Below are 25,250 nucleotides of genomic sequence, written 5' to 3'. Positions count from 1 at the left end.
ATCTTGCACGCGTGTCCCACAGGCTTTTACTCTATGAATTCTAGCAATCTATTAATTACGCAATGGCTTTCCTTTTAATAGCATATGCTGCATGCGCTGCTGTGATTTCGGATCAGCAACAAGGCTTAAGAATGCTTCTCTCTCCAAATCTAGCAAGTATTGCTCATCCACTTCTGTTCCATATGGTACTTTTCCACCTGCAATCACATATGCAAGTTTCTTCGCGATTTTTAGGTCATGTTCAGAAATAAAACCTGAGTACATCATTGCTTGTGCACCTAGAAGCAAAGTGGCATAACCTGTTTCACCAACAACTGGTACCTTCTTACGAACTGGAGGCGTATATCCTTTTTCATATAACGAGAGAACTGCCTGCTTCGCATCATAAAGCTGATGATCTCCATTTATACTTATTCCATCAGCAAAGTTTAAGAAGTTATTATCGCGCGCTTCTTCTCCAGATGTGGAAACCTTCGCCATCGCCACAGATTCAAATACTTTGTTTGCTACTTTTTGAAGGTCAAATTCTACACCATTTGGCATCGAGTTAAGATGCTTAATATAAAGCTCCTTATTTCCTCCACCGCCAGGAATGAGACCAACACCTACTTCAACAAGGCCCATATAGGTTTCACTGGATGCTTGTATATGCGCAGTCGGCAGACAAACCTCTGAACCGCCGCCAAGTGTCATCCCAAATGGAGCAGCAACGACTGGCTTTGAACTATATTTGATTTTTGTCATCGCTTGCTGGAAGTGGCGAACGACCATATCGAGTTCATAAATATTATCATCCTGAGCTTCCATAAGAATCATTGCAAGATTAGCACCAACACTGAAGTTCTTCCCCTGATTGCCGATAACAAGCCCTTTAAAGTTCTTCTCCACTTCATCAATGGCAAAATTGATCATTTGAAGGATATCAAGACCAATCGCGTTGCTCTTCGAATGGAATTCAAGAAGTGCTACGCCATCGCCAAGATCAACCAAGCTTGCGCCACTGTTCTTTTTAATAACACCCTTTTGTTTTTTCAAACGCTTTAGATTGATTGCCTTCGGGTTCTCTTCGATTAATTTATATTCTCCATTGTGATAGTAATAGAGATTGCCTTCCTCTTCTTTGTAGAAAGAAGTGAAGCCTTTTTCGAGCATTTCTTTCACCCAAACAGGTACTTCTTCGCCAGCTTCCTCCATTTTCTTCAATGATTTCTCCAGACCGATCGCATCCCAAGTCTCAAATGGTCCAAGCTCCCATCCGAATCCCCATCTCATTGCACGGTCAACAGCGACAATGTCATCGGCAATCATGCCTAGCAATTGTGCGGAATAAATGAGTGCAGGACTTAATATATTCCATAATAAATGGCCTGCACGATCATCTGCATAAACAAGCGCTTTCATTTTGTTTGCCGTACCTTTTTCTTGCTTGCTTAGCTCTGTAGCTGCTGTTTTCAACTTTTTCCGTGGCCCATATTCCAAATTCACAGGATCTAGTTCCAATATTTCTTTCCCTTTTTTCAAAAAGAAACCTTGGCCGGATTTGCTTCCTAACCAGCCTTTATCAAGCATTGCCTTCATGAACTCTGGTACTTCAAAGACGGTCTTTTCTTTTCCTTCAACCTGCTCATATACATTTTTCGCCACATGTGCAAACGTATCAAGACCTACGACATCAAGCGTTCTGAAGGTAGCACTTTTCGGTCTGCCGATCATCGGACCTGTTACCGAATCTACTTCTCCGACACTATACCCGCCCTTAAGCATTTCTTGAACGGTGATTAGCAGTCCATACGTACCGATACGGTTCGCTATAAAGTTAGGTGTATCCTTCGCTTCAACAACGCCTTTGCCTAACACATCTTCTCCAAATTGTTTCATGAAGCTTAGAATAACGGGGTCCGTATTCTTTGTCGGAATAACCTCTAACAGTTTTAAATAACGCGGCGGGTTGAAGAAGTGTGTTCCTAGAAAATGTTTCTGGAAATCTTCTGAACGGCCTTCTGCCATTGCTTCAACTGAAATACCTGATGTATTGGAGCTAATAATACTGCCTTGTTTACGATATTGATCTACCTTTTCAAATACCTGTTTCTTAACAGCAAGATTTTCAACAACAACCTCAATGACCCAATCCACATCTTTCAGGCGTTCCATATCATCATCAAAATTTCCAGCTTCAATTAATGCAATATTCTTTTTAGAAGTCAGCGGAGCTGGCTTTTGCTTCAAGAGCTTCTGTTTACCCGATTCACTTATGCGATTGCGAACGACTTTATCTTCAAGGGTTAATCCCTTTTCTTTTTCCGCATCTGTTAATTCACGCGGTACGATATCCAGTAATAAGGTTGGAATTCCAATGTTTGCTAGATGAGCGGCAATGCCTGATCCCATGACTCCAGATCCAAGAACAGCTGCTTTCTTAATTTGTTGGATCAACTTCTTTTCCCCCTTTTAATCCCTTTTGAATGAATACTCATTCATTTTTATGTCAAAAAAAATTACATAAATAAGTCTCGTTATCTATAACTATAAAATATTTAAAAAATTTACGCAATAACTTCCTAACTGAAATTAGGAAATTTTTAAAAAATAATTATCTTACAGTTGTTTTTCTATATTTGGATACCCTATAAATGGAGGTGAAGAATCGATGGCAAGAAGAAAAAAGAATCCTTCCAAAGGCGGCGTCAGTGCGGCTAGTGTGAAAGGGGATGCAGGCCCAACAGTTGAAGCCGATGGCGGCGGAAAAGTAAATAGCCAAAATAATCAGTATAAGAAGCAATGAAGTACCTATAATAAAAGCCGTTCCCTTGATTGGAAACGGCTTTTATTATGGCAACTAAATTATTTTTTCTTTCTGTATTCTTCATTTCGCGTTTTAATTTCTGCGATCAGCTTTTTGACTTCTTCTTTTGCATCGGGATATGTACTGTTCCAATGCTGAACGAGCGGAGGCATGGATTTAGCGATATGAGAATAAAGAACCCATGCTTGAACTTGTTCCTTCAGTTCCTGACTCGTTTCACCAAACAGCAACTCTGAATACTTCTCTAACAATCCATCCATTTGTGCCTTCAATTCTTCATTCATCCGATTGAGCCTCCCTGCTTTGCATTTCATTAACAAGCGGAAATGCTGCACAAACCTGCGGGCATGATATACAGCGTTTCTTCGAGCTTGTTAAGTAAGAATAACAGCAAGTATTTCTTGGTCTTACCTCTTTTTCATATGCTTCTATATAAATACGCTCATTATAATACCTCTTTAACGGATTTTCGTTATAACCGCCAAATAACGAACCTGGAGCCTGAAAAAGAAGATATTGAAAGTCTTCCTTCGAACGACAAATAACATCCGCAGTTAAACCTTCTTTTTGTAAAATGGTTTCATATAGCCAAAAAACGTAAACGGCAATATTTTCCCATAGTATTAATTTGGATACTTTCGTTACTCTTGAAAGGCAATCTAAAAGTGGATATAGATGGTTGTTGAATAAGTTATTCACACATGCTTCTCGCCATTTTTCTCGATTATCTTTTGATGTTTCAATATGAAAGTTATTAAAGTAAAAATTCGGCAGCCATAATTCGTCTTGTTCATCTGTTTCAAGCGACACATTTTCAAAGGCAATTGAAAGCTTGCCATTTTTTAATGTCATTGTATATAAATAGGCAACTGCTAGGAAGGCGTATCGTTTTATAAATATAGATGCAGTCACTTTATCATTTGCAGCACCAAGATGTTTGCCGAGCATTTTCATATATTCTCTCATTGAATGTTCGTCAAGTAATTGTTCTATTTGTACAGAAAGTGTTGAATTTATTTTATTAGACGTTACACGAAACGGCTTTAGTTCACCTATCTGATAGTCGGAAAGTATATTATCCATTCCTAGAAAGCCCTTCCTGTTTTAAAATACAGCGCCCCTTCCCATAAGGGATACATAGTGGTGTACCAAATAGAGGATCAATCGTGACCTCACATTCCATTTCAAACACATTTTTTACTAAACTACAATTAATCACAACCTCTGGCTTTCCTTGAGCATAAATTTTTTGATCTTTAATCGCAACAATATTATGTGCGTAGCGGCAGGCTAGATTTAAATCATGCAGCACCATCACAATCGTTCTTTGCTCTTTTTCATTTAGCTCAAACAATAAATCAAGAATTTCAATTTGATGAGTCATATCCAAATAGGTTGTCGGTTCATCAAGAAGAATTGTATCTGTATCTTGAGCAAGCGTCATCGCGATCCAAGCTCGCTGCCGCTGTCCGCCTGAAAGAGAATCTACAGCCCTATCTTTTAAGTTCATAAGCCCTGTTGCTTCTAATGCATCGTTCACCTTTTCTTCATCTTCAGATGTCCATTGTTTCAGGCATGTTTGATAAGGATATCTTCCCTGTTTTACAAGCTGAAGAACTGTTAATCCTTCTGGTGCAGAAGGTGATTGTGGAAGGATCGCCATTTTTCTTGCTACATCTTTAGTCGATAGCTTTGCAATTGCTTCCCCATCCAATAACACTGCACCTGATTTTGGCTTAAGGAGGCGAGCAATTGAGCGGAGTAAAGTTGATTTTCCGCAGCCATTTCCACCGATAAAAACAGTGATTTCCCCTTTAGGAATTTCCAAATCAAGCTCATTTATGATTGTGGTATCCCCATATGACAGTGTCAATTGTTTTGTTGAAATCGCTTGGTTTGCCGTCATCGTCTGCCCTCTCCTTTTTGCAGTTTCCTATTTTAGTTTCTATTTTATCTAGTAGTTCATCGTTCAACCAAAATTATTGCTACCCATTTCTTGTTTTAAAAAGCAAGTAAATAAAGTATGGTGCACCTATGCTGGCTGTAAATACTCCAGCCGGAATTTCAAGCGGCGAAAATAGGGTGCGCCCGATCAAATCAGCAATCATAACAAGGATCCCGCCGATTAATGCTGAGGCAGGAAGCAATGCACCAAAAGAGGAGCCAACAAGCCTTCTTGCCATATGGGGTGCCATTAAGCCAACAAAGCCAATTCCTCCAGCAAATGCGACTGAACCACCGATTAAAGCGGTGCTAACCATTAGAAGGAGGAATCTATATCGTTGAACATTACTTCCTACTCCAGTAGCTATATCGTCACCAAGTTCCTGGATATTTATATTTCTAGCTAATATGAATGCCACAACACATAATACTAATATCCACGGAACTAATATAACTACATTACTCCAGTTTGATCCGTATACCGTTCCTGTAATCCAAATATTCGCTTGACTTGCTTGATAGATTGGACCTAGAAGCATCATAAGTGTCGTCAATGCTTTCATTAAGCTGTAAATGCCAATTCCTATCAAAACTAAACGAATCGGTGAAACGCCATCCTTCCAAGAAAGGAAGTAAACAAGAAAAGCAACAACAGTCGCTCCAGCAAAAGCCGCAACTGGAAGCCATTGAATACTCACTGTTAACGCGTTGCTTTCATCACTAAAAATGGCTAAAAAGGCAACAACTGCAACAGATGCCCCGCCTGTTATCCCTAAAATATCTGGAGAAGCGAGCGGATTCCGGATAATTCCTTGAAGAATTCCGCCTGCAACTGCTAGCCCGATTCCTACCATTAAAGAAACGATAATTCTTGGTAAACGGAAAGTTTGGACAACAAGCTGTTCCATATCAGTCCCGCCTCCAAAGAAGACTTTCACTACATTTAACGGGCTAATTTTCATCTCGCCAGTTCCTGTACTAAGGATGAATACTCCAGCCATAACGAGTAATAATAAGATAACAGCAACTAATGCTTTTCGATCAACTAAAAATGAAACTTTCTCTTTGAAAATACGAAAATTTTGATACTTCCTCATTATTTATTGAACCCCTTTCTTGCGATATATACAAAAAAGGGAGTTCCGATAACAGCCGTCATTACACCAACCGGCACTTCCTGCGGCATAATAATAAACCGAGAAGCGGTGTCAGCTATAAGAAGCAGCATTCCGCCAAAGAGAGCTGAAAATGGAATCACCCAGCGATGGTCAATTCCTACAACAGCACGCGTTAGATGCGGGATGACAATTCCTATAAAAGCAATTGGACCTGCTACGGCTACTGCTCCTCCAGATAAAAGGACAATAATCACACCAGACCATATCTTCAGCATGCCAGTCTTTAATCCCAGCCCCTTTGCTACATCCTCACCCATTGATAGGACATTTAGCTTATTAGAAATAAGCAGAGCTAAGCCCCATCCGGCTATTAAGTATGGAAGGACAGAAAGAAGCGTTTCCAGCTTTCGTCCAGATACAGAACCGGCGAGCCAGAAGAGAACCTGTTCAAGAGCCGTTTCATTAATGACAAGAAATCCCTGTGTCATTGATGCAAACATAGCACTCATAGCTGCTCCAGCTAATGTAAGTTTCATCGGGGTTAGTCCATCTCTGCCAATGGAACCAATAATATAAACGAGAACGAAAGAAACAGCTGCCCCAAGGAAAGAAATCCATGTGAAAATCTGAAGATTGCTCAAAGAAAAAAGGGTAACCGTCACGACAACCGCAAATCCTGCACCTGCATTTATTCCAAAAATCTCAGGTGCTGCCAGTGGATTTTTCGTTATTGTTTGTAATAAGACACCTGCAATTGCAAGGCTTGCTCCAACTGCAGCAGCAATAAGCGATCGAGGCAGCCTAACCGATTGGATGATGAGATGTTCATTTGACCCATCAAAGGCTGTAAATGCATCAATCGCCATCTTCCAGGTTGTATCTGTATACCCATACACAATACTTACACACATTAAAAATAATAAGAGGATCACAGCAAACAATAAGCCGCTCCATTTTTGCAAATTTGATTTTAATATCATAGCGGAACCGTTCCAATCTAAAATATAAATATTTTCCCTTTCTCAAGTCTATTAAAAGGAAAACTACATGTCAATGAGTCTGAAAATCATTTTCAATTAAAGATTGACATATTTGCAAAGTGAAATTATGATAAATTAGTAATTGAAAATCATTATCATTGGTATAATCTATTGGAGGTCAAAACATTGAAGAATATTAAATTTTTAGTCGCTATTATTTCCATTATGGGCATATTCTTATTAGCAGCATGTGGCAATAATAATGAAGAGAAAGCAGAAAAGAGCACCGATAAAAATACAGCTGGAGATTCAGGCTACACAGTTGAACATGCAATGGGTTCAACTATAATTAAAGATACGCCAAAGAAAGTGGTTATTTTAACAAATGAGGGAACAGAGGCACTTCTAGCTCTTGGTATAAAACCAGTCGGAGCTGTTCAATCATGGACAGGTGACCCATGGTACCCGCATATTGCTGATGAATTAACAGATGTTCAGGTTGTTGGTACAGAGAGTGAAGTGAATGTAGAGGCAATAGCAGGTCTTCAGCCGGATTTAATTATTGGCAATAAAATGCGTCAGGAAAAAATTTATGAACAGCTAAGCAAAATTGCTCCAACTGTGTTCGCAGAAACATTACGTGGAAATTGGCAAGAAAATTTCGAGCTGTATGCAAAAGCATTAAATAAGGCAGAAGATGGACAAAAGGTCATTGATGACTATAGTCAGCGGATTGCAGATTTAAAAGAGAAACTAGGAGATAAAGTGAATCAAAAAATATCTATGGTCCGTTTTATGGCTGGAGATGTCCGAATCTACCATAAAGATACCTTTTCTGGCGTGATACTAGACCAAATCGGCTTTGCCCGTCCTGAAAGTCAAAATGTTGATGACTTTGCAGAAAAAAATGCAACGAAGGAACGAATCCCGGCTATGGAGGGAGACGTACTTTTCTACTTTACTTACGAAACGGGTGATGGTGAAGCAAGCAATCTTGAGAAGGAATGGATTGAGGACCCATTATTCAAAAATTTAAATGTTGTTAAAGAAGGCAACATCCAAAAAGTAGATGACATCATCTGGAATACTGCCGGTGGTGTAAAGGCTGCTAACCTAATGCTCGATGACATTGAAAAATTCTTTCTAAAATAAGAAATTACCCCAAGAACCCCCGCAGAACATGCGGGGGTTCTTCTGGTTCTCCCTCTTAATCATCATTTGATTTAATTAGGCTCCTTTTCTAATAAATTGCTGTTTTTCAATAGGTTCTGTGAAAAGGGCTCCACTTTTTTGGCTTTGATTCATAAGAATTCCAATTACGGTAACAATAAGCGTAATGTCAAAACTGCCGGTGATTACTTAATGAGAAAATGGATAAAAAAGAAAAATGAAGAAGAAATATTTACAGGTGACTGGAAAAAGACATTTGAAAAGTCAATGGATTTTACAAACGCTTCTTATGTTAATCAAAAAAGTAATATTCATTTTCACTTGACTTTCATGACTACCTTGGTTGATGAACAGATCATTCAAGAGGGTGTCCTTCCCTATTTATTAGAAGGTGAATTACAGACCATTCAAGATGTAAAAAAGATTATTCCATCAGCCGATGTAGAAATTTCTAGTGATCAAACCATAATCGAGCAAAAATTACTTCACGGCTATATCATGCTAAGCATTGAGCCTAATCAGAATCAGTTTGTGTTCATCGCTACACAAAAGCAAATGGGACGATCTGTCTCCCCTCCTGAGATTGAATTCTCTGTCATTGGGCCGAAGGAAGCATTTGTTGAGGCTATCGGGCAAAATTTAAATTTAATTAGAAAACGATTACCCGTTAAAGAGCTTGTTATCGAGGAATTTATCCTTGGCAGTCTGTCCAAGACAAGAATCGCTGTACTGTATATGGATGGAATAACAAACCAGGAGAACGTTAACACAGTAAAGCAGCGTTTAAAGGAAGTAGAATTTGATGCCATTACAGATAGTTCCTATATTGTGCAGCTTATTTGTGATAACTCCAACTCGCCTTTTCCGCAATTATTAGATACAGAAAGACCTGATCGCGTTGCTGGGATATTGGCTGAGGGGAAAATCGCCATTGTCGTCGATGGTTCACCGCATGTTCTCATTACACCAACGACTCTAATCGAATTCTTTAGTTCATTTGAGGATTACTTTTTAAATTACATACTATCTTCCTTTTTCAGGTTGATTCGAGTCGGCGCGGTATTGTTCTCTATTCTTGTTACACCCGTTTATGTTGCTGTACTTTCCTATCATTATGAATTGATTCCTAGAGATTTATTAGGAACATTGGTTGCATCAAGGAGACAAATTCCGCTCCCTCCTATTCTTGAAGCCTTATTTCTTGAGCTCACGATCGAACTCTTAAGGGAGGCTGGAGCCAGACTGCCGACAAAGGTCGGACAGACAATTGGTATCGTAGGCGGGATCGTTATCGGAACAGCATCTGTTGAAGCAGGACTGACAAGTAATATTCTTTTGATCATTGTCGCCTTGTCTGCACTTGCTTCATTTACAACACCTGTCTATAAAATGGGCAATACTATCCGCTTATTGCGCTTCCCTTTTATATTCTGTGCTGAGCTTTGGGGATTACTAGGGATTGTCATTGGCTTCTGTATCATGTTTACACATCTAATACGTCTTACCTCGCTTGGAAGGCCTTTTCTTGAGCCTATTTATCCACCGAGGATAGCAGATTTGAAAGATTCATTTATTAGACTTCCTTTTCGGATGCAGTCATTGCGTCCAAGTCTTTTAAGAACGGAAAAGCAAGTTCGTTTTGATAAGAAGAAGGCGAAAATCAAAAAGGATATCGATGAAGAAGATCGGAGGTGACCAAAATTAATGCAGGAACAACCAATCCCTGAAGGACTAAAAATATCCCCCTTTTTAGTATTTTTTATGATTATGTCGATGCAAGTCGGCATTGGCGTTCTTGGCTACCAACGTCTGATTGCTGAAGATGCAGGAAATGACTCTTGGATTTCTGTACTAATTGCAGGGGGATCTTTGCATATTATCATTTGGATCATTTATAAAATTTGCGAAACAGTAGACGGGGATCTTGTAACCGCACATAAATATATAGCTGGTAATATCGTAGGCAAAATCTTAAGCTCTGTATTTATTCCCTACTATTTCGTCCTATCTTTAACTGTATTACGATCCTATCTTGAGGTCATTCAAGTTTGGATGTTCCCAACGATGAGTACTTTTTGGTTTTCTTTAGCTTATATGCTCCTTTGCATTTACATTGTTTATGGAGGATTTCGGACGGTTGTTGGTATTGCCTTTTTTGGAATCGTCCTCCCTTCCTATTTGTTCCCTATTTTCGGATACAGTTTCCAATTCGCCGATTTTCGACATCTATTACCTATTTGGAACCATACACTAAAAGACATATTATTAGGTTCTTATCATATGTCTTTGACCTTTATCGGATTTGAAACTGTTTTATTTTTTTATCCTTTTATTAAAAATCCGCAGAAATCTAAAAAGTGGGCCCATTTTGCTATATTGGCCACTACCATTATCTATACTTCCATTATGATTATGACGATTTCCTTTTTTTCAGACAATCAACTAGCTAAATCCATCTGGGCCTCATTAACAATATGGAAGATTGTTGAGATGCCCTTTGTTGAGCGGTTTGAATACATCGGTATTGCTACTTGGAGTTTAGTTATCCTGCCAAATATCTGTATTGCGATTTGGATTTCTTCACGAGTGTTAAAGAGGACTTTTAACCTCAATCAGAAAAAAGGGGTAATTATTATTGCAATTGCCACTTTAATCATCATTAACTTTATTAATTCACGTGAAGAAGTAGGTTTATTAAATGATATTACTGGAAAAATGGGGTTTATCTTTAGTTTTGTCTATATTCCCTTACTGCTTGTAATGGTCTTGATTGTAAAGAAGGTGAAAAAGAGATGATTTATCGTTTTACTTTATCCCTAATCGCATTATTTTTATTATCTGGCTGTGTTCCAAAGTCGATTATCGACGATGTGTACATTCAATCGGCAGCAGCCATTGATGAATATGAGGAAAATAAGCTGATCGCTACCGTTTTAGTCCAGAATTATTTGCCCGACCAAGCAGTTGAGAATATTCGATTTACATCAACTGGAATTTTAAGAAGAAGTCTTCTAACAGATATCCAGAAACAATCCCCCGAACCCATTGTTGTTGGAGGACTAATGGTCACCATTTTTGGAGACAAGCTCGCAGATAAAGGCATTAGTGAGTATATTGATGCATTACAGCGAGATCCAAGCATCGGTACGAGAAATTATCTCGTTACCTCTTCTGGGAGCGCGTTAGAAATTCTAGAAGGAGAATATGGAGTACGGGGTAATGCAACATTTCTTCGTGATCTAATAGAACAAAACATTGAAGAAAGAGACGTACCAGATACAAATCTTCATATTTTTTTGCGTGACTATTATGCAGAAGGAAGAGATCCTTATCTGCCAGAAATAAAAAGACTAAGTAAAGATCGAGTCGAAATAAGTGGAATAAGTATTTTTAATGAAGATAAAGAAATAGATATTCTCCCGAAAAAGAAGATGTTCTTTTTTAAATTACTAACAGATAAATATAGCAACGGCTTCTTTCTGGTGAAATTGGATAATGGTACACATGCATATGTAAGGAGTATCAGATCTAAGCACAAAATAAAATATATAAAGAAAGATCCGCTACAGGTTGATATTCATATCGATATAAAAGGAGTCGTACAAGAATATACAGGCAAGAAGGTGACAGAAAAAACTATAAAAGATATCAAAGAAGAGCTAGAAAAGAAGGTAGAAAAAGAGTGTTTAGAGTTAGTTAAACAATTTCAGGAACAAGGAGTAGACCCTGTCGGTTTCGGTTCCATTTATAAGCAAACTTACAGAGGCAATGCACATCTTAAAAACTGGAAGGATCAACACTACAAAAACCTTTCATTTAAAATAAACGTAAATGTTAAAATTGATGAAACGGGCGTTATTGAATAAGAGCGGACCCAAAAATGGGCACCGCTCTTTAATCATTATTCGAAAACATGTATTTCTTATAGTGATAGTGAATCGAGAAGATTAAGCTCATCGCAAGCATATTTCCCATCAAAGAGCTGCCGCCATAACTAATAAACGGCAATGGGATACCAGTAATCGGCAGCAAGCCGATAGTCATCCCGATATTCTGGAAAACATGGAATGTAATCATACTAATTACACCTACACAAATATACGTATAGAAATTATTTTTCGTTGCCATTCCAACCTTAGTAATATGATAAATGAGCAAGAAGAATAGGCTTACTAGTATACTCGCACCGATAAAACCAAACTCTTCACCTACGATACTGAAGATAAAGTCTGTGTGGCTCTCCGGCAGATACACTTCTCTTGTTCCATAGCCTTTTCCACTCGTTTCTCCTGAACCAATAGCAAGCAGCGATCTTGTTAATTGAAAGCCTGTTGAGCTCTGATAATTATATGGGTCAATCCAAGAGTAAATCCGGGCAAATTGATACTCCTTCACTCCTAAATATTTCTCTAGAATCTCAGGCTGCCAAAGGACGAAATAGAAGATAACAGAAATCAATGTAATACCTGTCCCAAAAATAGGGGCAAGCAGCTTCCATGTAATGCCGGAAATAAAAATCATTCCAAGCATGATTGCAATGAATACCAGCCCTGTCCCAAGATCAGGCTGCTGCATGACAAGTAAGAGCGGCAGCATCGTAAAAAGCCCAATTTTCAGAAGCAGCCATAAATCAGTCTGTATGGTTTTTATCCGATTTTTTTGATGATGATCATCGATTACCTTCGCAAGCACAAGTATGATAAAAACCTTCACAAGCTCAGATGGCTGAAGGGACCCCATACCAGGCACCCTATACCATGCTTTTGCACCATTGATAACAGGTGCGATACTGCTTGGAGCAACAATTAAAAAACCAAGAAGAAATAGGCCAAAGCCATAAGCATACCAAGTTATTTTTTTTAGCTGGTCAGAATCTAATGTAATCACTGCAGCAATAATACCTGTACCAACCATATACCAGACCATTTGCTTTAATAGGAAATTTTCCTTATATTGCCCAGTCGTCTGCGCACTATAAATTGAAATACAGCTTACCAAGAATAATAAAAATAAGATTAATACTAAACTAAAATCCACTCTTGGGGGTGTTGTTGTTTTATTTGATGTCATATCATTCTCCCTTAAATCAAAGCAATAACAACTCATTTCCCATTATATTTTTTACAAGCGAAAATCACAACTTTCAAAAGCAATTGGCTGCTTTTCCCACTCCTCAAGATTCATTTTCTAAAGTATTTCTCCTGTATATCACTTTTCATCCATTCCATATTATTTGGAACTTGCGGGATAAAATACCCGATGAATAAAGGTGTCGTAATAAATCGAGGAATAATCTTTGCATATATGTGACCATCAAGCTCATAAAAGAACAAATTATAACTGCTGCATTTAAACGGGAAGGCATGTAAGAGATAATGAGCAGCAATCTGAATATATTTAGCAAATGCAGTGATATCCATGATATCTGCCAATTTGACATTAAACTCATAAAAGCCTACTCTCGGCGCGGTTGAAATGGAAAAAACTGTGCCATTTTTCTCATCAATCACGATCCCATCAAAGTCACGTGCTTCAACCTTCTCTTTATAATTGATTTCTTGTAGTCCTATTATTTGCATATGCGGATGGGCAATTGTCCCACCAGATAACGGCCCATGATTTTTGAAGAAAATAACCGATTGAAATTCACCCGTTTGCGTCATCTCAAGCCAATGGGTCAAACCGAAGCGGATCAGCTTAAATAAATGCTCGTCCGGATAAGTGGATAGTTCTCCATCACATTGGTCTGTTTCAATCAGAACTGTTTGATAAGTATTTTCTAAAACAGGGTATTTATTTTTCAACAATATAATGGAACCGTCAACTGCTAATATATCGTTCAGCTGATCCCTGTCGCAAAAAGGGCAGCTTAGTTCTTTATTACGGATACTATTTGGTTTCTGCTGGCCTATCCCGGTATTAAATAAGAGATGCGTTTTTGTCATTTCCTTTACACCTGCTTTTCTATCTGTCTGCCTCTATTTTAATAAACCATATATGAATTGGCGAGAAGAAAGCATTTAAATTGACTGTATTCGCGTGCATTGTTGCATTTAACATGAATGAGTGCAAGTTGATTTCCGCTCCAGGTACTCCCTTTCCGCGGGGTTGGCGCTGAGCCTCCTCGTCGCTAACGCTTCTGCGGGGTCTCACCTGTCCCACACTTCCCGCAGGAGTCTCGCACCTTCCGCTCCAATCAACAACTTTTTTTGTACATAGCATTCATTTACACAACTATTCAAAACAACTATCTTTTAGAAAAGAAACTTTATATTAAATCAATTAAAAAGCGCACCATAGGATGCGCTTTTCTCATTTATTCAACTGTCACTTCAATTTCTGTATGTTCGTGTAGGCCTTCATCATTTTTTACATGAATTCTTATGGTGAATATTCCTTTATTCGGGAATTGATGTTCACCTTTGTATTCTCCATCGGCAGCTTCAGTCATATCCACCCATGTAGGATTTGATTCTTGCTGGAAGATCTCCAATCTAACCTGTGCATCACTTAGGGACTCTTCACCTTTTTTCAATACCACCGCTAGAGGTGTTTTCTCGTTTACATGAATCGTACCTGGTTTTTCTAGGTTAATCGAAACATCTCCATGATGATGGTGACTTTCTTGGGTTGCATCTTCACTATGTTCATGATGATCTTCTTCCTTGCCAATTTGAATCGTCTTTTTTGGCATTGTATGCATATCTCTTGCTGTCACATGTGATTGAACTGTGTAAAGACCGTTTTCCTTGAATGAATGGTTAATGCTATATTTTCCATTCTCAGAATGCACAGCTTCTACCATCTCACTTGCATCCTCTTGTCCAGCTTTCCATATTTCAAATTCTACTTCATCCGCATCCTCAACTGGAGCATCTCCTTGTGTAACAGTGACCACTAAGGCGATCTCTTCATTTAGTTCCCCATTTTCAGGGATATCTAATACTGCATTTAACACTTCTGGAACCTCTTCTTTACTGCTATTATTTGTATCACTCGTGTTTCCGCAACCTGCTAATAATAGTAAAGTAGTGCATATTCCCACGATTAATTTATTCAAATGAGCTCCCTCTTTCTAAATAGAGTTAATAGGATTAATACAGTAACTATACATAGATTTTGTGATAAAAGAATGAAATGATCCCCAAAAGTCCCACTTTCATTTTGAACATTTTGTGACATTATGATACAAAAATAAACAAAACTCAACATAACATAACAAAAGTCACAGTAAAGAACATGGGATTTTTGTATTTTGATATAGGGTTAGAAAGAAGGTGACAACCATACTCGAAAAAACCTATACACCAGATGAAATTGCAAAAATATTTAAAATATCCAAAAATACGGTTTATGAACTTATCAAACGCGGAGAGCTGAACGCCTTTAAGATAGGGAATAAAATGAGGATTGAAGAAAGAGAGCTCGTACGCTTCAAAGAAGGCGGAAAACGATCCTCTTCATCCCATACCGGCAATCTTACTCAAACAGATCACTCGCTACATATTGCAGGCAGCCATGACTTCTTAATCGAACAATTAATCAAGTATGTAACTGGCCAATCAGGTGCCATAACAATACAGCCAACTTTTGTAGGCAGTTTGGAAGGCTTAATGATGCTTTATAAAGGCAACTGTGATGTTGCAGCGATGCATTTGCTTGATCCTACTTCGAAAGAATATAATCTCCCCTTCATTAAACAGCTTTTCATTCATGAACGGATAACAGTCATGAGATTGGCAGAAAGGGAGCAGGGCTTGATTACCGCTAAAGGAAATCCTAAACAAATATTTCATGTGAAAGATCTTACAAATAAGGATATTCGTTTTGTAAATCGGCAAAAAGGAGCTGGCACCCGCTTTCTATTAGATTCCCTCTTAGCTGATGAGAATATTGATCCTGCTGATATCACTGGGTATGAGGTTGAGGAATGGAATCACCTCGCAACTGCTTCTTATATTAGCGGAGGCATAGCAGATGCAACATTCGGCATTCGTTCAGCTGCTAACAAGCTTGATTTACATTTCATTCCTATCGCGAAGGAAAAGTTTGATCTTGTTTTCAGGTGGACGAGCAAAAACGAGAAAGCAATCGAGTTTTTAATCGATATTTTACAGTTAACCAATTTCAAAGAAAGTATTAGTCGGGCAGAAGGCTATGACGGAACAGAACTAGGACAACTCTTGTACGAGACTAAAAATTGGAGGAAGACAAAATGAAATGGAATCGCATATTCACGTTTAGTTTGATTGCACTGCTGATCTTTATGATGACAGCATGCTCAAATTCAACAGATGAGACAAACAAAAAAGAAGATCAACCAGAAACAGCTGCTGTAGCAAAGGATTTAATTTTGGCAACAACAACGAGCACACAGGATAGCGGTCTGCTCGATGTATTAATTCCGATGTTTGAAGAAGAAAGCAACACGAACGTTAAGACAATTGCAGTAGGAACAGGACAAGCTTTAGAAATGGGCACAAAAGGAGAAGCTGATGTCCTTCTTGTTCATGCTCCTGCTTCTGAACAAGTGCTTGTAGATAGCGGTGACGCTATCAACCGCAAACGAGTGATGTACAATGACTTCATTCTAGTTGGTCCAGCTAATGATCCAGCAGGTGTGAAGGGAATGGAAGTTGGAGAAGCGTTCAAAAAGCTATTTGATAACGGAGCTGTTTTCATTTCCAGAGGAGATGATTCAGGCACACATAAAAAGGAATTAGATATTTGGAAATCACTTGAGATTACTCCTGGAGATAATGCTGCTTATGCAGAAACAGGACAGGGAATGGGAAATACGCTTCAAGTAGCTGCAGAAAAACAAGGTTATGTAATCACAGACCGTGCAACATACTTAGCACAAAAGGCAAATCTAGACCTAGAAATCCTTGTTGAAGGTGACGAAGACTTATTAAATATCTACCATGTAATGCAAGTTAATCCTGAGAAACATGATAAAGTAAATAATGAAGATGCAGAAAAATTCGTTGAATTCATGATTAACGAAGAAACACTAAAAGTAATTGAAGAGTTCGGTCAAGAAGAATACGGCGAACCATTATTCTTCCCATACACTGAATAGATAACAAATACGATACAAAACACTTCACGCGGACAAGTTCAATGAATTTGTCCGCGTTGAATATACATAATTATTTAGAAAGCTGGAATTTGCATGGATCTATTACTAGAGGGAATGAAAAAAGCAATAGAGATGCTGCTTTCAGGTGATCCTGAAATATTCGAGATAACTTGGCTCACTTTAAGAGTATCGCTAACAGCAGTCTTAATCAGCACCTTCATTGGTATACCAGCTGGAGTTATATTAGGGCTGACGACATTTCCAGGCAGACGGCTCTTGCTTATATTGATCAATATCGGTATGGGGCTTCCTCCTGTTGTGGCGGGATTATGGATTACGATGCTCTTATGGCGCTCAGGCCCTCTAGGGGACTTCTCTCTATTATATAGTCCATTTGCCATTGTCATGGCACAAATTCTAGTCTCCCTTCCTATCATCATTGGGTTAACATGCAGTGCCTTTCAACAAATTGACGAAAAAATGCTTTTGCAAATTAAAGCCCTTGGTGCCACACGATTTCAAACTGTCATATTGTTAATAAGAGAAGCAAAGATAGCAATTCTTGCTGCTATCATTGCAGGCTTTGGACGCGTAATTGCTGAGGTAGGGGCAGCAATGATGGTTGGCGGGAATATCCGTGGGGAAACGCGTATTTTGACCACATCCATTGTAATGGAAGTATCGAAGGGGAATTTTGATGTAGCCTTAGCCCTATCCTTCTTATTAATGAGCTTAGCCTTTTTCATTACCTTCCTTCTTACTAACTTACAGCAAAGGAATAGAGTTCGATGAATCCAATTATCCGTCTAGAAGATATCCAATTTAATAAGAAGGACAGTATGATTCTATCTGTTCCCAATCTATCCATTACTCAAGGGGAAATCCTCGGAATTATGGGTCCAAACGGTGCTGGAAAAAGCACATTGGTTAGAATCCTTTCCTGCTTACAAGCTCCTACGAAAGGCAGAATTTATTATAAAAGTGTTGAATTGCCATCAAGTAGAATCTCGATAGAGCTAAGGCGAAGATGGGCGGTCGTACTGCAGCAGACACTCATTTTCGATACGACTGTTTTTCAAAATGTTGCAGCAGGTTTAAAAATCCGCAAAGTTCCTAGAGCGCAGATTAAGGAGAAGGTTGAATTCTGGCTTGATCAGTTTGGCATCTCACATTTAGCAAAGAAAAATGCCCACCATCTATCTGGTGGCGAGGCACAGCGAGTCAACCTGGCAAGGGCTTTAATTTTAGAACCAGAGGTATTGTATTTAGATGAGCCGTTCTCAGCTCTTGATTTCCCAACAAAAGTTAAGCTTCTTAAAGATTTCAAATCCATTATTAAGGATACTGATACAACAACCATCTTTGTCAGTCATGATTTAACAGAGATTCAATTTATGACTGACAGACTTGCGATCTTAATGAACGGAGAGATCGAACAAATCGGCTTGACTAAGGATGTTGTAAACAATCCTATTAATCGCTCTGCTCCATTCATAAATGAAATGAGCTTACATATTGAGGAATGAACAGCACCCATTATGATGTGCTGTTTTTATTTTGAGTAATATTTCTTATTACTCAAAATATTATATTGAAAGGATCTCCTTTTATTGCTATGAAAAATAGTACAAAAGAATAAGAATGGAATGATTCACTTTCAATTAGATGGGGGGCAAAGAGTAAGAATGGGAAATGTTCTTAAGGCACCAATTGGCGGCTTCTTATGGACAATTGTTTCAACATTTATTATGTATATCCTAGTTGGATTATCAACGCTAACTGTCATATGCTTCATTTTAGGCATCGTTTTGACTGTCATTCACTTTATAAAGGATGAGTATAGGTATTACGAGAGACAGCAACACGAAATAGTTGAATGGAATGATCAAAATTTCTCCTCTGGTGATTAAAAAGTGGGGATTTGACTATACTGTAGCTAGTAAGTGTATTCCCCCCTTTATAATCGCTTCCATTTGGAGGCATTTTTTTTTGCAAAGATTGTTGTTAATTAATATGTAGTTAGTAGAGGTTGATTTCTGCTCCAGGATGCTCGCTTTCCGCGGGGTGGGCGCTGAGCCTCCTCGGCGCTAAAGCGCCTGTGGAGTCTCGCACCTTCCGCTCCAATCAACTAATCTTTTTTCCTTCAGGAAACTTATTCAAAAGTTATAATCTTTTAGTAAAGAACTATACAAAAAGAAACCCGTTGAATATACAACGGGCCTCTGTTCTTATTGGATCAATTGTAAAAACTGCTTGGTTCGTGCTTCTTTTGGAGACGAAAAGATATCCTCAGGTTTTCCGCGTTCAATAATCACTCCACCATCCATAAAGATAACTTCATCCGCCGCATCTCTCGCAAATCGCATTTCATGGGTTACAACAACCATTGTCATCCCTTCATTCGCGAGATCCTTCATCACTTTCAGCACTTCCCCCACTAGCTCAGGGTCTAAAGCAGAGGTTGGTTCATCGAAAAGCATAACTTTAGGCTCCATTGCGAGCGCACGGGCAATTCCAACCCGCTGCTGCTGCCCACCTGATAACTGGAATGGATAATAATCAAGTTTATCGCCCAATCCAACTTTAGATAGAAGCTGTTTCGCTTTTTCTCTTACAGCTTCTTTTGAATCTTTCTTAACAGTAACTGGACCTTCCATTACATTTTCAAGGGCTGTCATATGAGGAAACAGGTTGTAGCTTTGGAATACCATCCCTGTTAGGCGCCTGAAAGGAGGAATGTCCCTTTTCGATACGGAACGAGAGAAATCTAATGTCTGGTCTTCGATCCCAATTATACCCGAAGTAGGTGTCTCCAATATATTAAGACATCTCAGCAGCGTCGTCTTTCCTGATCCGGACGGCCCAATCACGACAACTACTTTCCCCTTTTCAACAACTAAATCAATCCCTTTTAAAACTTCAAGCTGGTCAAACTGCTTGTGTAAGCCTTTTATGCTAATCATTTGAATACTCCTTCACCGAAAAAAGAAAGCAAACACCTAATTGATTAACGAAATTAGTTACTTTCCTCAATCTATCGGTTCTCTTTCCAATTTTTCGATTACCATTTTCGGTTTACCCGTCACTTTTGCTGGTTTTCCCGTCACTTTGCTGGTTTACCCGCCACTTTTGTTGGTTTACCCGCCACTTTGCCGGTTTACTCGTCACTTTTACCGGTTTACCCGTCACTATTACCGGTTTACCCGTAACTTCGCTCTCTATAGCGTTTTACAAAACAAATCGGTCGAGTTTCTTTTCCAATCTTCCTTGAACAATAGATAGAAGGAAGCAAATCACCCAATAGATAAGTGCAACTTCTAAATATAATAATAAAAACTCATAATTAGTAGCGGCAATCTCCTGTGCCCTTCTGAACATTTCAGTAACAAGTATCATTGCTGCTAAGGAAGTGTCTTTCACTAGACTAATAAAAGTATTTGATAACGGCGGCAGTGAAACGCGTGAAGCCTGCGGAAGGATAATCCGCTTCAATGTTTGAGGATAGGACATCCCAATTGAATATCCCGCTTCCCACTGTCCTTTAGGAATGGATAAAATAGCTGCACGAATAATTTCTGACGCATACGCCCCTACATTTAAAGAAAAGCCGATAACAGCAGAAGGAAATGGATCGATCACAATACCGATCGTTGGCAGCCCATAAAAAATTATAAATAATTGCACAAGTAATGGGGTTCCTCTTACTGCTGATACATATATCCTCGCGATGATCTGCAGCGGCTTGACAGAAGAAATACGTGCAAGTGCTGTTAAAACAGCTAAAATAAGGCCGCAGACAAATGTTATCAATGTTAATGGGATTGTATACAAAATCGCTCCCTCCAGCAAAGGCTGAAGGGAATTTTTAGCAATCTCTATAAGCCGTGAAACCCTCTCAGGATCGGCCATAATACTATTTAAGAACATCTTCACCAAACCATTTCTCGGAAATTTCTAAATACGTTCCGTCTTCGATCATTTCTTTCAATGTTTTATTCACTTCATCAATAAGTGTTTCGCTTCCCTTTCTAAACATTAATCCGCTTTGAGAAGCATCATCTAAAGTTGCTGCAATTTCAACCGGTGCATCTGGCTTATGCTTCTTAAAATCCAGAAAAGAAAGATTATCATTAATTGTTACATCTGCACGCTTTGAGTTAATTAATTCAATTGCTTGGTTAAAGCCCTCAACACCAACTATTTCTGCGCCATGGGATTTTGCGATATCAGCGTAATTGCTTGTCATCGATTGGGCAGCTTTCAATCCTTCAATATCTTCAAAGCTTGTAACAGCTTCATTATCCACATGTTTAATCAATACACCTGCAGATGTAATATACGGATCCGAAAAATCATATTTCTCCTGACGGTCTGCACGAATACCCACCTGGTTAGCAATCATATCGAAACGTTTTGAATCTAAACCAGCAAAAATCGCATCCCACTGTGTCTCCATGAATTGCGCCTCGATACCTAAGCGTTTAGCTACTTCTTTTGCAATTTCTACATCAAACCCAGTTAATTCACCTTTATCATCATGGAACGTAAATGGAGGGTATGTCCCTTCAGTTCCAACCAATAACTTTCCTTCATCCTTTACTTTTGCAAGAAGATCTGTACTTTCTGCTTCTTGTTTATCGCCTTTGCTAACTTCTGTTTCAGGATTTGCTTTATTTGTTCCGCAAGCTGAAATCATAAGAATAAGACCTATTAATAATGCTAATAATGGAAACTTTCTCACTTCTAACCCCTCAATTCACATAAGTTTTGTCGGTATTAACAATACTAGTACAAGACCATCCATTTTGTCAAAGGATATTTCCTTTCCTCTTATCTTTTCCAATCAGCATCTTATTACTACTTAATTTGTACATAAAATGCAATAAACAGTAGAAGATAAATAGGAAAAGTGAAAGGAGCTTAATGATGACTAAGAAACATAATAATGGAAGCAACAATCAAAGTTCTCCAAGAGGAAATCAATCAGCCATAAGTGGAGATAATAGCAAGGGAAACAAAAGAAATAAAGACCAGCATGCCAAAACAAATAATGATTAAAAGATCCGGCTTTCACATGAAAGCCGGACCCTGTTTATTTCACCTTTATTTTTATGTCGCCTTCAATCCAAGCAGGAAAAGCTGATAACTTAAGCTCCAGTGGATTTTTATATGAACCGGGTGGAAACTCTACTCCAATTTCTCTTTTTCCATTCTTATCTCCCGTCCAATAATTGGAGTTGAGTTCAATTTCTTTTCCATCCGCATCTCTCAATGATATAAAAGAAGAATAATTAAATTCCTCTTCTGTATCCAACGTAAAAATAATGCTTCCATTTTTAACATCCAAAATGGTTAGCCCTTTTAGTTGGTTTATAATTTTCTCATTTTCCATATCAACCCTTACAAAAGCATCTTCTTTATCAACAGCCTGAAGCTTGTTCATCACAAGATATAACTCTTTAGGCTCTTTAAAATAGTTGCTTTGTAAATAAAGAATCTGCTCATTATCACTCAAGGAATGTGCCGTAAACCCATTCACGACTTTAGTCCAGGCTTCTCCGTTTTCATCTACCAAGCGGATATCCTCAAACGCAAAAATTTTCTTGCTGTTTTCTGGATCCACGACAACATGCACTGCTACCCGTAATGGATAGATCTTAATATTTTTGATTGTTACTTTTTGTCCTTCAATGGAAACTGTTTTGTTCAGTTCAATTGTCTTCGTCTCTTTTAAAGGCTTTTCCAATGTAAATAGGAAATGGAATTTTTCTTCATAATCATTTGTTTCAATTGTAAAAGTGACAACAAACTCTTTTGTTTTCAAAGGCTCCTCAAAAAAGAAATCCATCGTAGCCATTTCCTTTTTCCTCAATTCACCATATGGCTGATGAGCACCATAGCTATAACTGCCTAAATAGAGCTCTGTCCCATCGGCTGATTCAAGCTTTAGGTCATTTACGTAAAATTTTTCTTGTTTTTCTTTTGCTTCAATCGTCTGGAATATCACCATTCCTTTTTCATCGGCGATTACCGAATCAAGCGTTACCTTCAATCCATTCATTTCTTGTGTTGCATTAATTTCTTGTACATATTCATTTTCAACCGCCAACATTAATCCTTTATTATCACTAATTAGCTCGACCAATTTTTCCATACCAGGAATACTTGAAACATAACTTGCAAAAACAGGAGAAATTCGAATACTTGTGAGAAATCCAATGATAAACACAGCAGCTGCTAATCCAGAAAGGAGCCATGTTTTTTGGCGAGGTTTATTCTTAACCTCAGGTTCCTCTTTCGCTTTGTTAAAGCCTGATAAGATCGCTTCATCAATTTTATCAACAGGAAAAGGCTGATCGTCATATACTTTTTTCAATTGGTAAAGATCTTTTTCTTCCTTTTCAAACATTAGAGATTCCTCCCTTTTCATCCAGTTTTTCACGTAAGGATCTCAAGGCCTTAAATAACCATGTTTTTACCGTTCCTTCAGGGCAGCCTAGCATTAGTGCAATATCTTTTATTTTTAGATCATGGAAATATTTTAAAGTGATTATTTCGCGGGACCGTTCATCCAACCGCTGCACCGCATCTTCAATCTCTATAAGTGAATGATTTTCTGCCTTTCCTTCTGCAAGCAGCAATTCCTCATTCAAAATAATTCTTCTTTGTTTTTTTAATATATCATTGCAATAATTAATCATAATGCGAATAATCCATGTTTTAAAATAGCCTGGCTCTTTCAACCCCCGCAGCCCCTTAAATGCACGGAAGGTCACTTCTTGTACCGCTTCCAACGCATCCTCTTCATTCCGCAAATAGGCTAAAGCTGTTTTATACAAATCTATTTTCACCATTTGGATGGCTGCCAAAAATGATTGATCATCTCCATGAACGGCCATCTGTACAACTTCTTCCGAGCTCACCTCATGACCTCCCTCTGTTCGATCTATGTATTAGACTTCTCTCTAAGCAAAAGGTTTTATAAATTTTTGGAAGTGACAAGAGGACAGGAACCTTGTCCCACTATTTCTGTATAAATTGGACGGGGTTCATGTCTCACAGCTTTCACATGAAAGCCGGTTTTTTATATACAAATATTGTATTTTATCGATTACAATGAATAAGTAAGTCTCTAGTCGTAGAGGCAATTCGTACTTCGGCTCAATGTTTTTTTGCTTATGATTTTATAAAATATGTATAACAGAACGAATACGATAGAAAGTTGGGATATCATTGAAAAGGATTTTTTTCCTATTTATTATTTTAATCGGCCTTTATTTAATCGTAACAAATGTGGGGAGTTGGCTGTCATTTGGAAAAGGCAATACGGAATCAGCAGTAGCTGCAAATATTAAGATGATCGAAATTGATCTTTCATCTGTAAATGCAACTATTATTCCGGAAAAGAGAGACGATATTAAAGCGGATCTAGATGGAAAAGGGAAGGTGAATATAAATAAAAGTGGAAACAAGATTAGAATTGAATATGAGCAAAATTTATTAGATGGAATTCAATTTCTCAATCATACTTCTGAACTAAATATTTATATCCCTGAAGATTATGATCAAAGCATGACTATTGATGTTGGGTCTGGCTACTTACAATTTGATGGATCTTCTATGGAACTAGACGAACTGAAAATTGATTTAAGTTCAGGCAAGATTGATCTAACAAACATGACAACAGAAAAGTTTGTGAATAAAGGTTCCTCAGGTATGATCGATATTAACAAACTAGTAACAAAAGCTGGAACCATTGACATGAGCTCTGGAATTATTAAAGTTAAGAATTATCAAGGTGCTCTCGATGCAAGCGTATCATCTGGCCAGCTAAATATTCAGATAGATAAATTAGTAGATGATCTAAATGTAAAAGCGAGTTCTGGTCAAATAAAGCTCGATCTTCCTGATGGTGCAGATTTCACCTTTAATGGGAAAGCAAGCAGTGGTTTTATTGATTGCGATCTTCCACTTACTAATAAAATCACGGATGAAGATAAGATTGAAGGAGTCTCCGGTTCAGGTAAACATTCAGTAGATGTAAACATTACAAGTGGTTTAGCAAAAATTTTCTAACTGGATAGGAATTTGTGAGATTTGCAAAAATATTTCTTCTTTCGCAAAATAAAAGGAGTTAATCGCAAAAAAAG

General features: G+C 38.2%; 26 protein-coding genes. 12 read left to right on the top strand and 14 right to left on the bottom strand.

From position 1 onward, the window contains the following. Positions 1 to 51: 51 nt before the first annotated feature. On the bottom strand, positions 52 to 2,433 hold the full coding sequence (locus ACFYKT_RS09890) for a 3-hydroxyacyl-CoA dehydrogenase/enoyl-CoA hydratase family protein (protein WP_389219192.1): 2,382 nt from the start codon (positions 2,431 to 2,433) through the stop codon (positions 52 to 54). 217 nt (positions 2,434 to 2,650) lie between these two features. On the opposite strand from ACFYKT_RS09890, the gene ACFYKT_RS09885 reads away from it, so the two are divergent. After that, a complete protein-coding gene (locus ACFYKT_RS09885; RefSeq protein WP_389218988.1) occupies positions 2,651 to 2,785 on the top strand; it encodes a YuzL family protein in 135 nt (44 codons plus the stop codon). 59 nt (positions 2,786 to 2,844) lie between these two features. Here ACFYKT_RS09885 and ACFYKT_RS09880 read toward each other — a convergent pair whose 3' ends face one another. From ACFYKT_RS09880 to ACFYKT_RS09860, 5 genes are all read right to left on the bottom strand, one after another. Next, on the bottom strand, positions 2,845 to 3,090 hold the full coding sequence (locus ACFYKT_RS09880; RefSeq protein WP_389218985.1) for a DUF2573 family protein: 246 nt from the start codon (positions 3,088 to 3,090) through the stop codon (positions 2,845 to 2,847). Next, positions 3,083 to 3,889, bottom strand: coding sequence for an IucA/IucC family C-terminal-domain containing protein (locus ACFYKT_RS09875; RefSeq protein ID WP_389218982.1), 807 nt, complete (start codon positions 3,887 to 3,889; stop codon positions 3,083 to 3,085). The genes ACFYKT_RS09880 and ACFYKT_RS09875 overlap by 8 nt, the downstream gene beginning before the upstream one ends. Next, positions 3,882 to 4,712, bottom strand: a complete 831-nt coding sequence (locus ACFYKT_RS09870; protein ID WP_389218979.1) for an ABC transporter ATP-binding protein — start codon at positions 4,710 to 4,712, stop codon at positions 3,882 to 3,884. The genes ACFYKT_RS09875 and ACFYKT_RS09870 overlap by 8 nt, the downstream gene beginning before the upstream one ends. A gap of 79 nt (positions 4,713 to 4,791) precedes the next feature. Then, positions 4,792 to 5,847 carry a FecCD family ABC transporter permease gene (locus ACFYKT_RS09865; RefSeq protein ID WP_389218975.1) on the bottom strand — a complete coding sequence of 352 codons (1,056 nt, stop codon included), beginning with the start codon at positions 5,845 to 5,847 and terminating at the stop codon, positions 4,792 to 4,794. Further along, positions 5,847 to 6,848 carry a FecCD family ABC transporter permease gene (locus tag ACFYKT_RS09860; RefSeq protein WP_389218972.1) on the bottom strand — a complete coding sequence of 334 codons (1,002 nt, stop codon included), beginning with the start codon at positions 6,846 to 6,848 and terminating at the stop codon, positions 5,847 to 5,849. The genes ACFYKT_RS09865 and ACFYKT_RS09860 overlap by 1 nt, the downstream gene beginning before the upstream one ends. Positions 6,849 to 7,073: 225 nt before the next feature. On the opposite strand from ACFYKT_RS09860, the gene ACFYKT_RS09855 reads away from it, so the two are divergent. From ACFYKT_RS09855 to ACFYKT_RS09840, 4 genes are all read left to right on the top strand, one after another. Beyond that, positions 7,074 to 8,000 carry an ABC transporter substrate-binding protein gene (locus ACFYKT_RS09855; RefSeq protein WP_389219190.1) on the top strand — a complete coding sequence of 309 codons (927 nt, stop codon included), beginning with the start codon at positions 7,074 to 7,076 and terminating at the stop codon, positions 7,998 to 8,000. 210 nt (positions 8,001 to 8,210) lie between these two features. Further along, positions 8,211 to 9,713 (top strand): spore germination protein, encoded by a 1,503-nt coding sequence (locus ACFYKT_RS09850; protein WP_389218969.1) that lies wholly within the window; start codon positions 8,211 to 8,213, stop codon positions 9,711 to 9,713. Positions 9,714 to 9,722: 9 nt separating this feature from the next. Continuing rightward, positions 9,723 to 10,814 (top strand): GerAB/ArcD/ProY family transporter, encoded by a 1,092-nt coding sequence (locus ACFYKT_RS09845; RefSeq protein WP_389218967.1) that lies wholly within the window; start codon positions 9,723 to 9,725, stop codon positions 10,812 to 10,814. Then, entirely contained in the window at positions 10,811 to 11,884 is a 1,074-nt protein-coding gene (locus tag ACFYKT_RS09840; protein WP_389218964.1) for a Ger(x)C family spore germination protein, read from the top strand. The genes ACFYKT_RS09845 and ACFYKT_RS09840 overlap by 4 nt, the downstream gene beginning before the upstream one ends. A gap of 28 nt (positions 11,885 to 11,912) precedes the next feature. Here ACFYKT_RS09840 and ACFYKT_RS09835 read toward each other — a convergent pair whose 3' ends face one another. The 3 genes from ACFYKT_RS09835 to ACFYKT_RS09825 form a co-directional block, all read right to left on the bottom strand. Further along, a complete protein-coding gene (locus tag ACFYKT_RS09835; RefSeq protein WP_389218960.1) occupies positions 11,913 to 13,088 on the bottom strand; it encodes an FtsW/RodA/SpoVE family cell cycle protein in 1,176 nt (391 codons plus the stop codon). 110 nt (positions 13,089 to 13,198) lie between these two features. After that, the gene (locus ACFYKT_RS09830; RefSeq protein ID WP_389218958.1) at positions 13,199 to 13,963 is read right to left on the bottom strand and encodes a DUF4931 domain-containing protein; all 765 of its coding nucleotides are present in this window, start codon (positions 13,961 to 13,963) and stop codon (positions 13,199 to 13,201) included. A gap of 371 nt (positions 13,964 to 14,334) precedes the next feature. Then, positions 14,335 to 15,078 carry a FixH family protein gene (locus ACFYKT_RS09825; protein WP_389218955.1) on the bottom strand — a complete coding sequence of 248 codons (744 nt, stop codon included), beginning with the start codon at positions 15,076 to 15,078 and terminating at the stop codon, positions 14,335 to 14,337. A 217-nt stretch (positions 15,079 to 15,295) separates the two neighbouring features. Here ACFYKT_RS09825 and ACFYKT_RS09820 point away from each other — a divergent pair, with 217 nt between their 5' ends. The 5 genes from ACFYKT_RS09820 to ACFYKT_RS09800 all read left to right on the top strand — a co-directional run bounded on the left by ACFYKT_RS09820 (position 15,296) and on the right by ACFYKT_RS09800 (position 19,010). Next, entirely contained in the window at positions 15,296 to 16,237 is a 942-nt protein-coding gene (locus ACFYKT_RS09820; protein WP_389218952.1) for a substrate-binding domain-containing protein, read from the top strand. Continuing rightward, positions 16,234 to 17,100 (top strand): substrate-binding domain-containing protein, encoded by an 867-nt coding sequence (locus ACFYKT_RS09815; RefSeq protein WP_389218949.1) that lies wholly within the window; start codon positions 16,234 to 16,236, stop codon positions 17,098 to 17,100. Before ACFYKT_RS09820 ends, ACFYKT_RS09815 begins: the two co-directional genes overlap by 4 nt. A 93-nt stretch (positions 17,101 to 17,193) precedes the next feature. Beyond that, entirely contained in the window at positions 17,194 to 17,892 is a 699-nt protein-coding gene (locus ACFYKT_RS09810; RefSeq protein WP_389218946.1) for an ABC transporter permease, read from the top strand. Beyond that, positions 17,889 to 18,626 carry an ABC transporter ATP-binding protein gene (locus ACFYKT_RS09805; RefSeq protein WP_389218943.1) on the top strand — a complete coding sequence of 246 codons (738 nt, stop codon included), beginning with the start codon at positions 17,889 to 17,891 and terminating at the stop codon, positions 18,624 to 18,626. The genes ACFYKT_RS09810 and ACFYKT_RS09805 overlap by 4 nt, the downstream gene beginning before the upstream one ends. 159 nt (positions 18,627 to 18,785) lie before the next feature. Further along, positions 18,786 to 19,010 carry a hypothetical protein gene (locus ACFYKT_RS09800; protein ID WP_389218940.1) on the top strand — a complete coding sequence of 75 codons (225 nt, stop codon included), beginning with the start codon at positions 18,786 to 18,788 and terminating at the stop codon, positions 19,008 to 19,010. Positions 19,011 to 19,328: 318 nt separating this feature from the next. Here ACFYKT_RS09800 and ACFYKT_RS09795 read toward each other — a convergent pair whose 3' ends face one another. The 3 genes from ACFYKT_RS09795 to ACFYKT_RS09785 all read right to left on the bottom strand — a co-directional run bounded on the left by ACFYKT_RS09795 (position 19,329) and on the right by ACFYKT_RS09785 (position 21,841). Then, entirely contained in the window at positions 19,329 to 20,063 is a 735-nt protein-coding gene (locus tag ACFYKT_RS09795) for an amino acid ABC transporter ATP-binding protein (protein WP_389218938.1), read from the bottom strand. Between the two features lie 265 nt (positions 20,064 to 20,328). Then, entirely contained in the window at positions 20,329 to 21,027 is a 699-nt protein-coding gene (locus tag ACFYKT_RS09790; RefSeq protein WP_389218935.1) for an amino acid ABC transporter permease, read from the bottom strand. Further along, positions 21,014 to 21,841 (bottom strand): amino acid ABC transporter substrate-binding protein, encoded by an 828-nt coding sequence (locus ACFYKT_RS09785; protein ID WP_389218932.1) that lies wholly within the window; start codon positions 21,839 to 21,841, stop codon positions 21,014 to 21,016. Before ACFYKT_RS09785 ends, ACFYKT_RS09790 begins: the two co-directional genes overlap by 14 nt. A 185-nt stretch (positions 21,842 to 22,026) precedes the next feature. On the opposite strand from ACFYKT_RS09785, the gene ACFYKT_RS09780 reads away from it, so the two are divergent. Then, positions 22,027 to 22,158, top strand: a complete 132-nt coding sequence (locus ACFYKT_RS09780; RefSeq protein ID WP_389218929.1) for a hypothetical protein — start codon at positions 22,027 to 22,029, stop codon at positions 22,156 to 22,158. Positions 22,159 to 22,192: 34 nt separating this feature from the next. Here the strand turns inward: ACFYKT_RS09780 and ACFYKT_RS09775 are convergent, their stop codons facing one another. Together ACFYKT_RS09775 and ACFYKT_RS09770 are read right to left on the bottom strand one after the other, a co-directional pair. Further along, complete coding sequence (locus tag ACFYKT_RS09775) at positions 22,193 to 23,509, bottom strand: DUF4179 domain-containing protein (protein ID WP_389218926.1); 1,317 nt, start codon at positions 23,507 to 23,509, stop codon at positions 22,193 to 22,195. After that, on the bottom strand, positions 23,502 to 24,023 hold the full coding sequence (locus ACFYKT_RS09770) for a sigma-70 family RNA polymerase sigma factor (protein ID WP_389218923.1): 522 nt from the start codon (positions 24,021 to 24,023) through the stop codon (positions 23,502 to 23,504). Before ACFYKT_RS09770 ends, ACFYKT_RS09775 begins: the two co-directional genes overlap by 8 nt. 310 nt (positions 24,024 to 24,333) lie before the next feature. Between ACFYKT_RS09770 and liaG the strand changes: the two genes are divergently transcribed. Further along, positions 24,334 to 25,176, top strand: coding sequence for a LiaG family protein (liaG, locus tag ACFYKT_RS09765; RefSeq protein ID WP_389218920.1), 843 nt, complete (start codon positions 24,334 to 24,336; stop codon positions 25,174 to 25,176). The last annotated feature ends 74 nt before the right edge of the window (positions 25,177 to 25,250 follow it).

This window comes from Cytobacillus mangrovibacter, assembly GCF_042865275.1.
Classification (GTDB): Bacteria; Bacillota; Bacilli; order Bacillales; family Cytobacillaceae; genus Cytobacillus; species Cytobacillus mangrovibacter.
This window is presented reverse-complemented; position numbering and strand designations above follow the sequence as displayed.

Excerpts from the sequence above, each read along its gene's own strand:
- ACFYKT_RS09885 (WP_389218988.1), top strand. The coding sequence starts at position 2,651 with ATGGCAAGAAGAAAAAAGAATCCTTCCAAAGGCGGCGTCAGTGCGGCT.
- ACFYKT_RS09880 (WP_389218985.1), bottom strand. The coding sequence starts at position 3,090 with ATGAATGAAGAATTGAAGGCACAAATGGATGGATTGTTAGAGAAGTAT.
- ACFYKT_RS09875 (WP_389218982.1), bottom strand. The coding sequence starts at position 3,889 with ATGGATAATATACTTTCCGACTATCAGATAGGTGAACTAAAGCCGTTT.
- ACFYKT_RS09870 (WP_389218979.1), bottom strand. The coding sequence starts at position 4,712 with ATGACGGCAAACCAAGCGATTTCAACAAAACAATTGACACTGTCATAT.
- ACFYKT_RS09865 (WP_389218975.1), bottom strand. The coding sequence starts at position 5,847 with ATGAGGAAGTATCAAAATTTTCGTATTTTCAAAGAGAAAGTTTCATTT.
- ACFYKT_RS09860 (WP_389218972.1), bottom strand. The coding sequence starts at position 6,848 with ATGATATTAAAATCAAATTTGCAAAAATGGAGCGGCTTATTGTTTGCT.
- ACFYKT_RS09855 (WP_389219190.1), top strand. The coding sequence starts at position 7,074 with ATGGGCATATTCTTATTAGCAGCATGTGGCAATAATAATGAAGAGAAA.
- ACFYKT_RS09850 (WP_389218969.1), top strand. The coding sequence starts at position 8,211 with ATGAGAAAATGGATAAAAAAGAAAAATGAAGAAGAAATATTTACAGGT.
- ACFYKT_RS09845 (WP_389218967.1), top strand. The coding sequence starts at position 9,723 with ATGCAGGAACAACCAATCCCTGAAGGACTAAAAATATCCCCCTTTTTA.
- ACFYKT_RS09840 (WP_389218964.1), top strand. The coding sequence starts at position 10,811 with ATGATTTATCGTTTTACTTTATCCCTAATCGCATTATTTTTATTATCT.
- ACFYKT_RS09835 (WP_389218960.1), bottom strand. The coding sequence starts at position 13,088 with ATGACATCAAATAAAACAACAACACCCCCAAGAGTGGATTTTAGTTTA.
- ACFYKT_RS09830 (WP_389218958.1), bottom strand. The coding sequence starts at position 13,963 with ATGACAAAAACGCATCTCTTATTTAATACCGGGATAGGCCAGCAGAAA.
- ACFYKT_RS09815 (WP_389218949.1), top strand. The coding sequence starts at position 16,234 with ATGAAATGGAATCGCATATTCACGTTTAGTTTGATTGCACTGCTGATC.
- ACFYKT_RS09810 (WP_389218946.1), top strand. The coding sequence starts at position 17,194 with ATGGATCTATTACTAGAGGGAATGAAAAAAGCAATAGAGATGCTGCTT.
- ACFYKT_RS09805 (WP_389218943.1), top strand. The coding sequence starts at position 17,889 with ATGAATCCAATTATCCGTCTAGAAGATATCCAATTTAATAAGAAGGAC.
- ACFYKT_RS09800 (WP_389218940.1), top strand. The coding sequence starts at position 18,786 with ATGGGAAATGTTCTTAAGGCACCAATTGGCGGCTTCTTATGGACAATT.
- ACFYKT_RS09795 (WP_389218938.1), bottom strand. The coding sequence starts at position 20,063 with ATGATTAGCATAAAAGGCTTACACAAGCAGTTTGACCAGCTTGAAGTT.
- ACFYKT_RS09790 (WP_389218935.1), bottom strand. The coding sequence starts at position 21,027 with ATGTTCTTAAATAGTATTATGGCCGATCCTGAGAGGGTTTCACGGCTT.
- ACFYKT_RS09780 (WP_389218929.1), top strand. The coding sequence starts at position 22,027 with ATGACTAAGAAACATAATAATGGAAGCAACAATCAAAGTTCTCCAAGA.
- ACFYKT_RS09775 (WP_389218926.1), bottom strand. The coding sequence starts at position 23,509 with ATGTTTGAAAAGGAAGAAAAAGATCTTTACCAATTGAAAAAAGTATAT.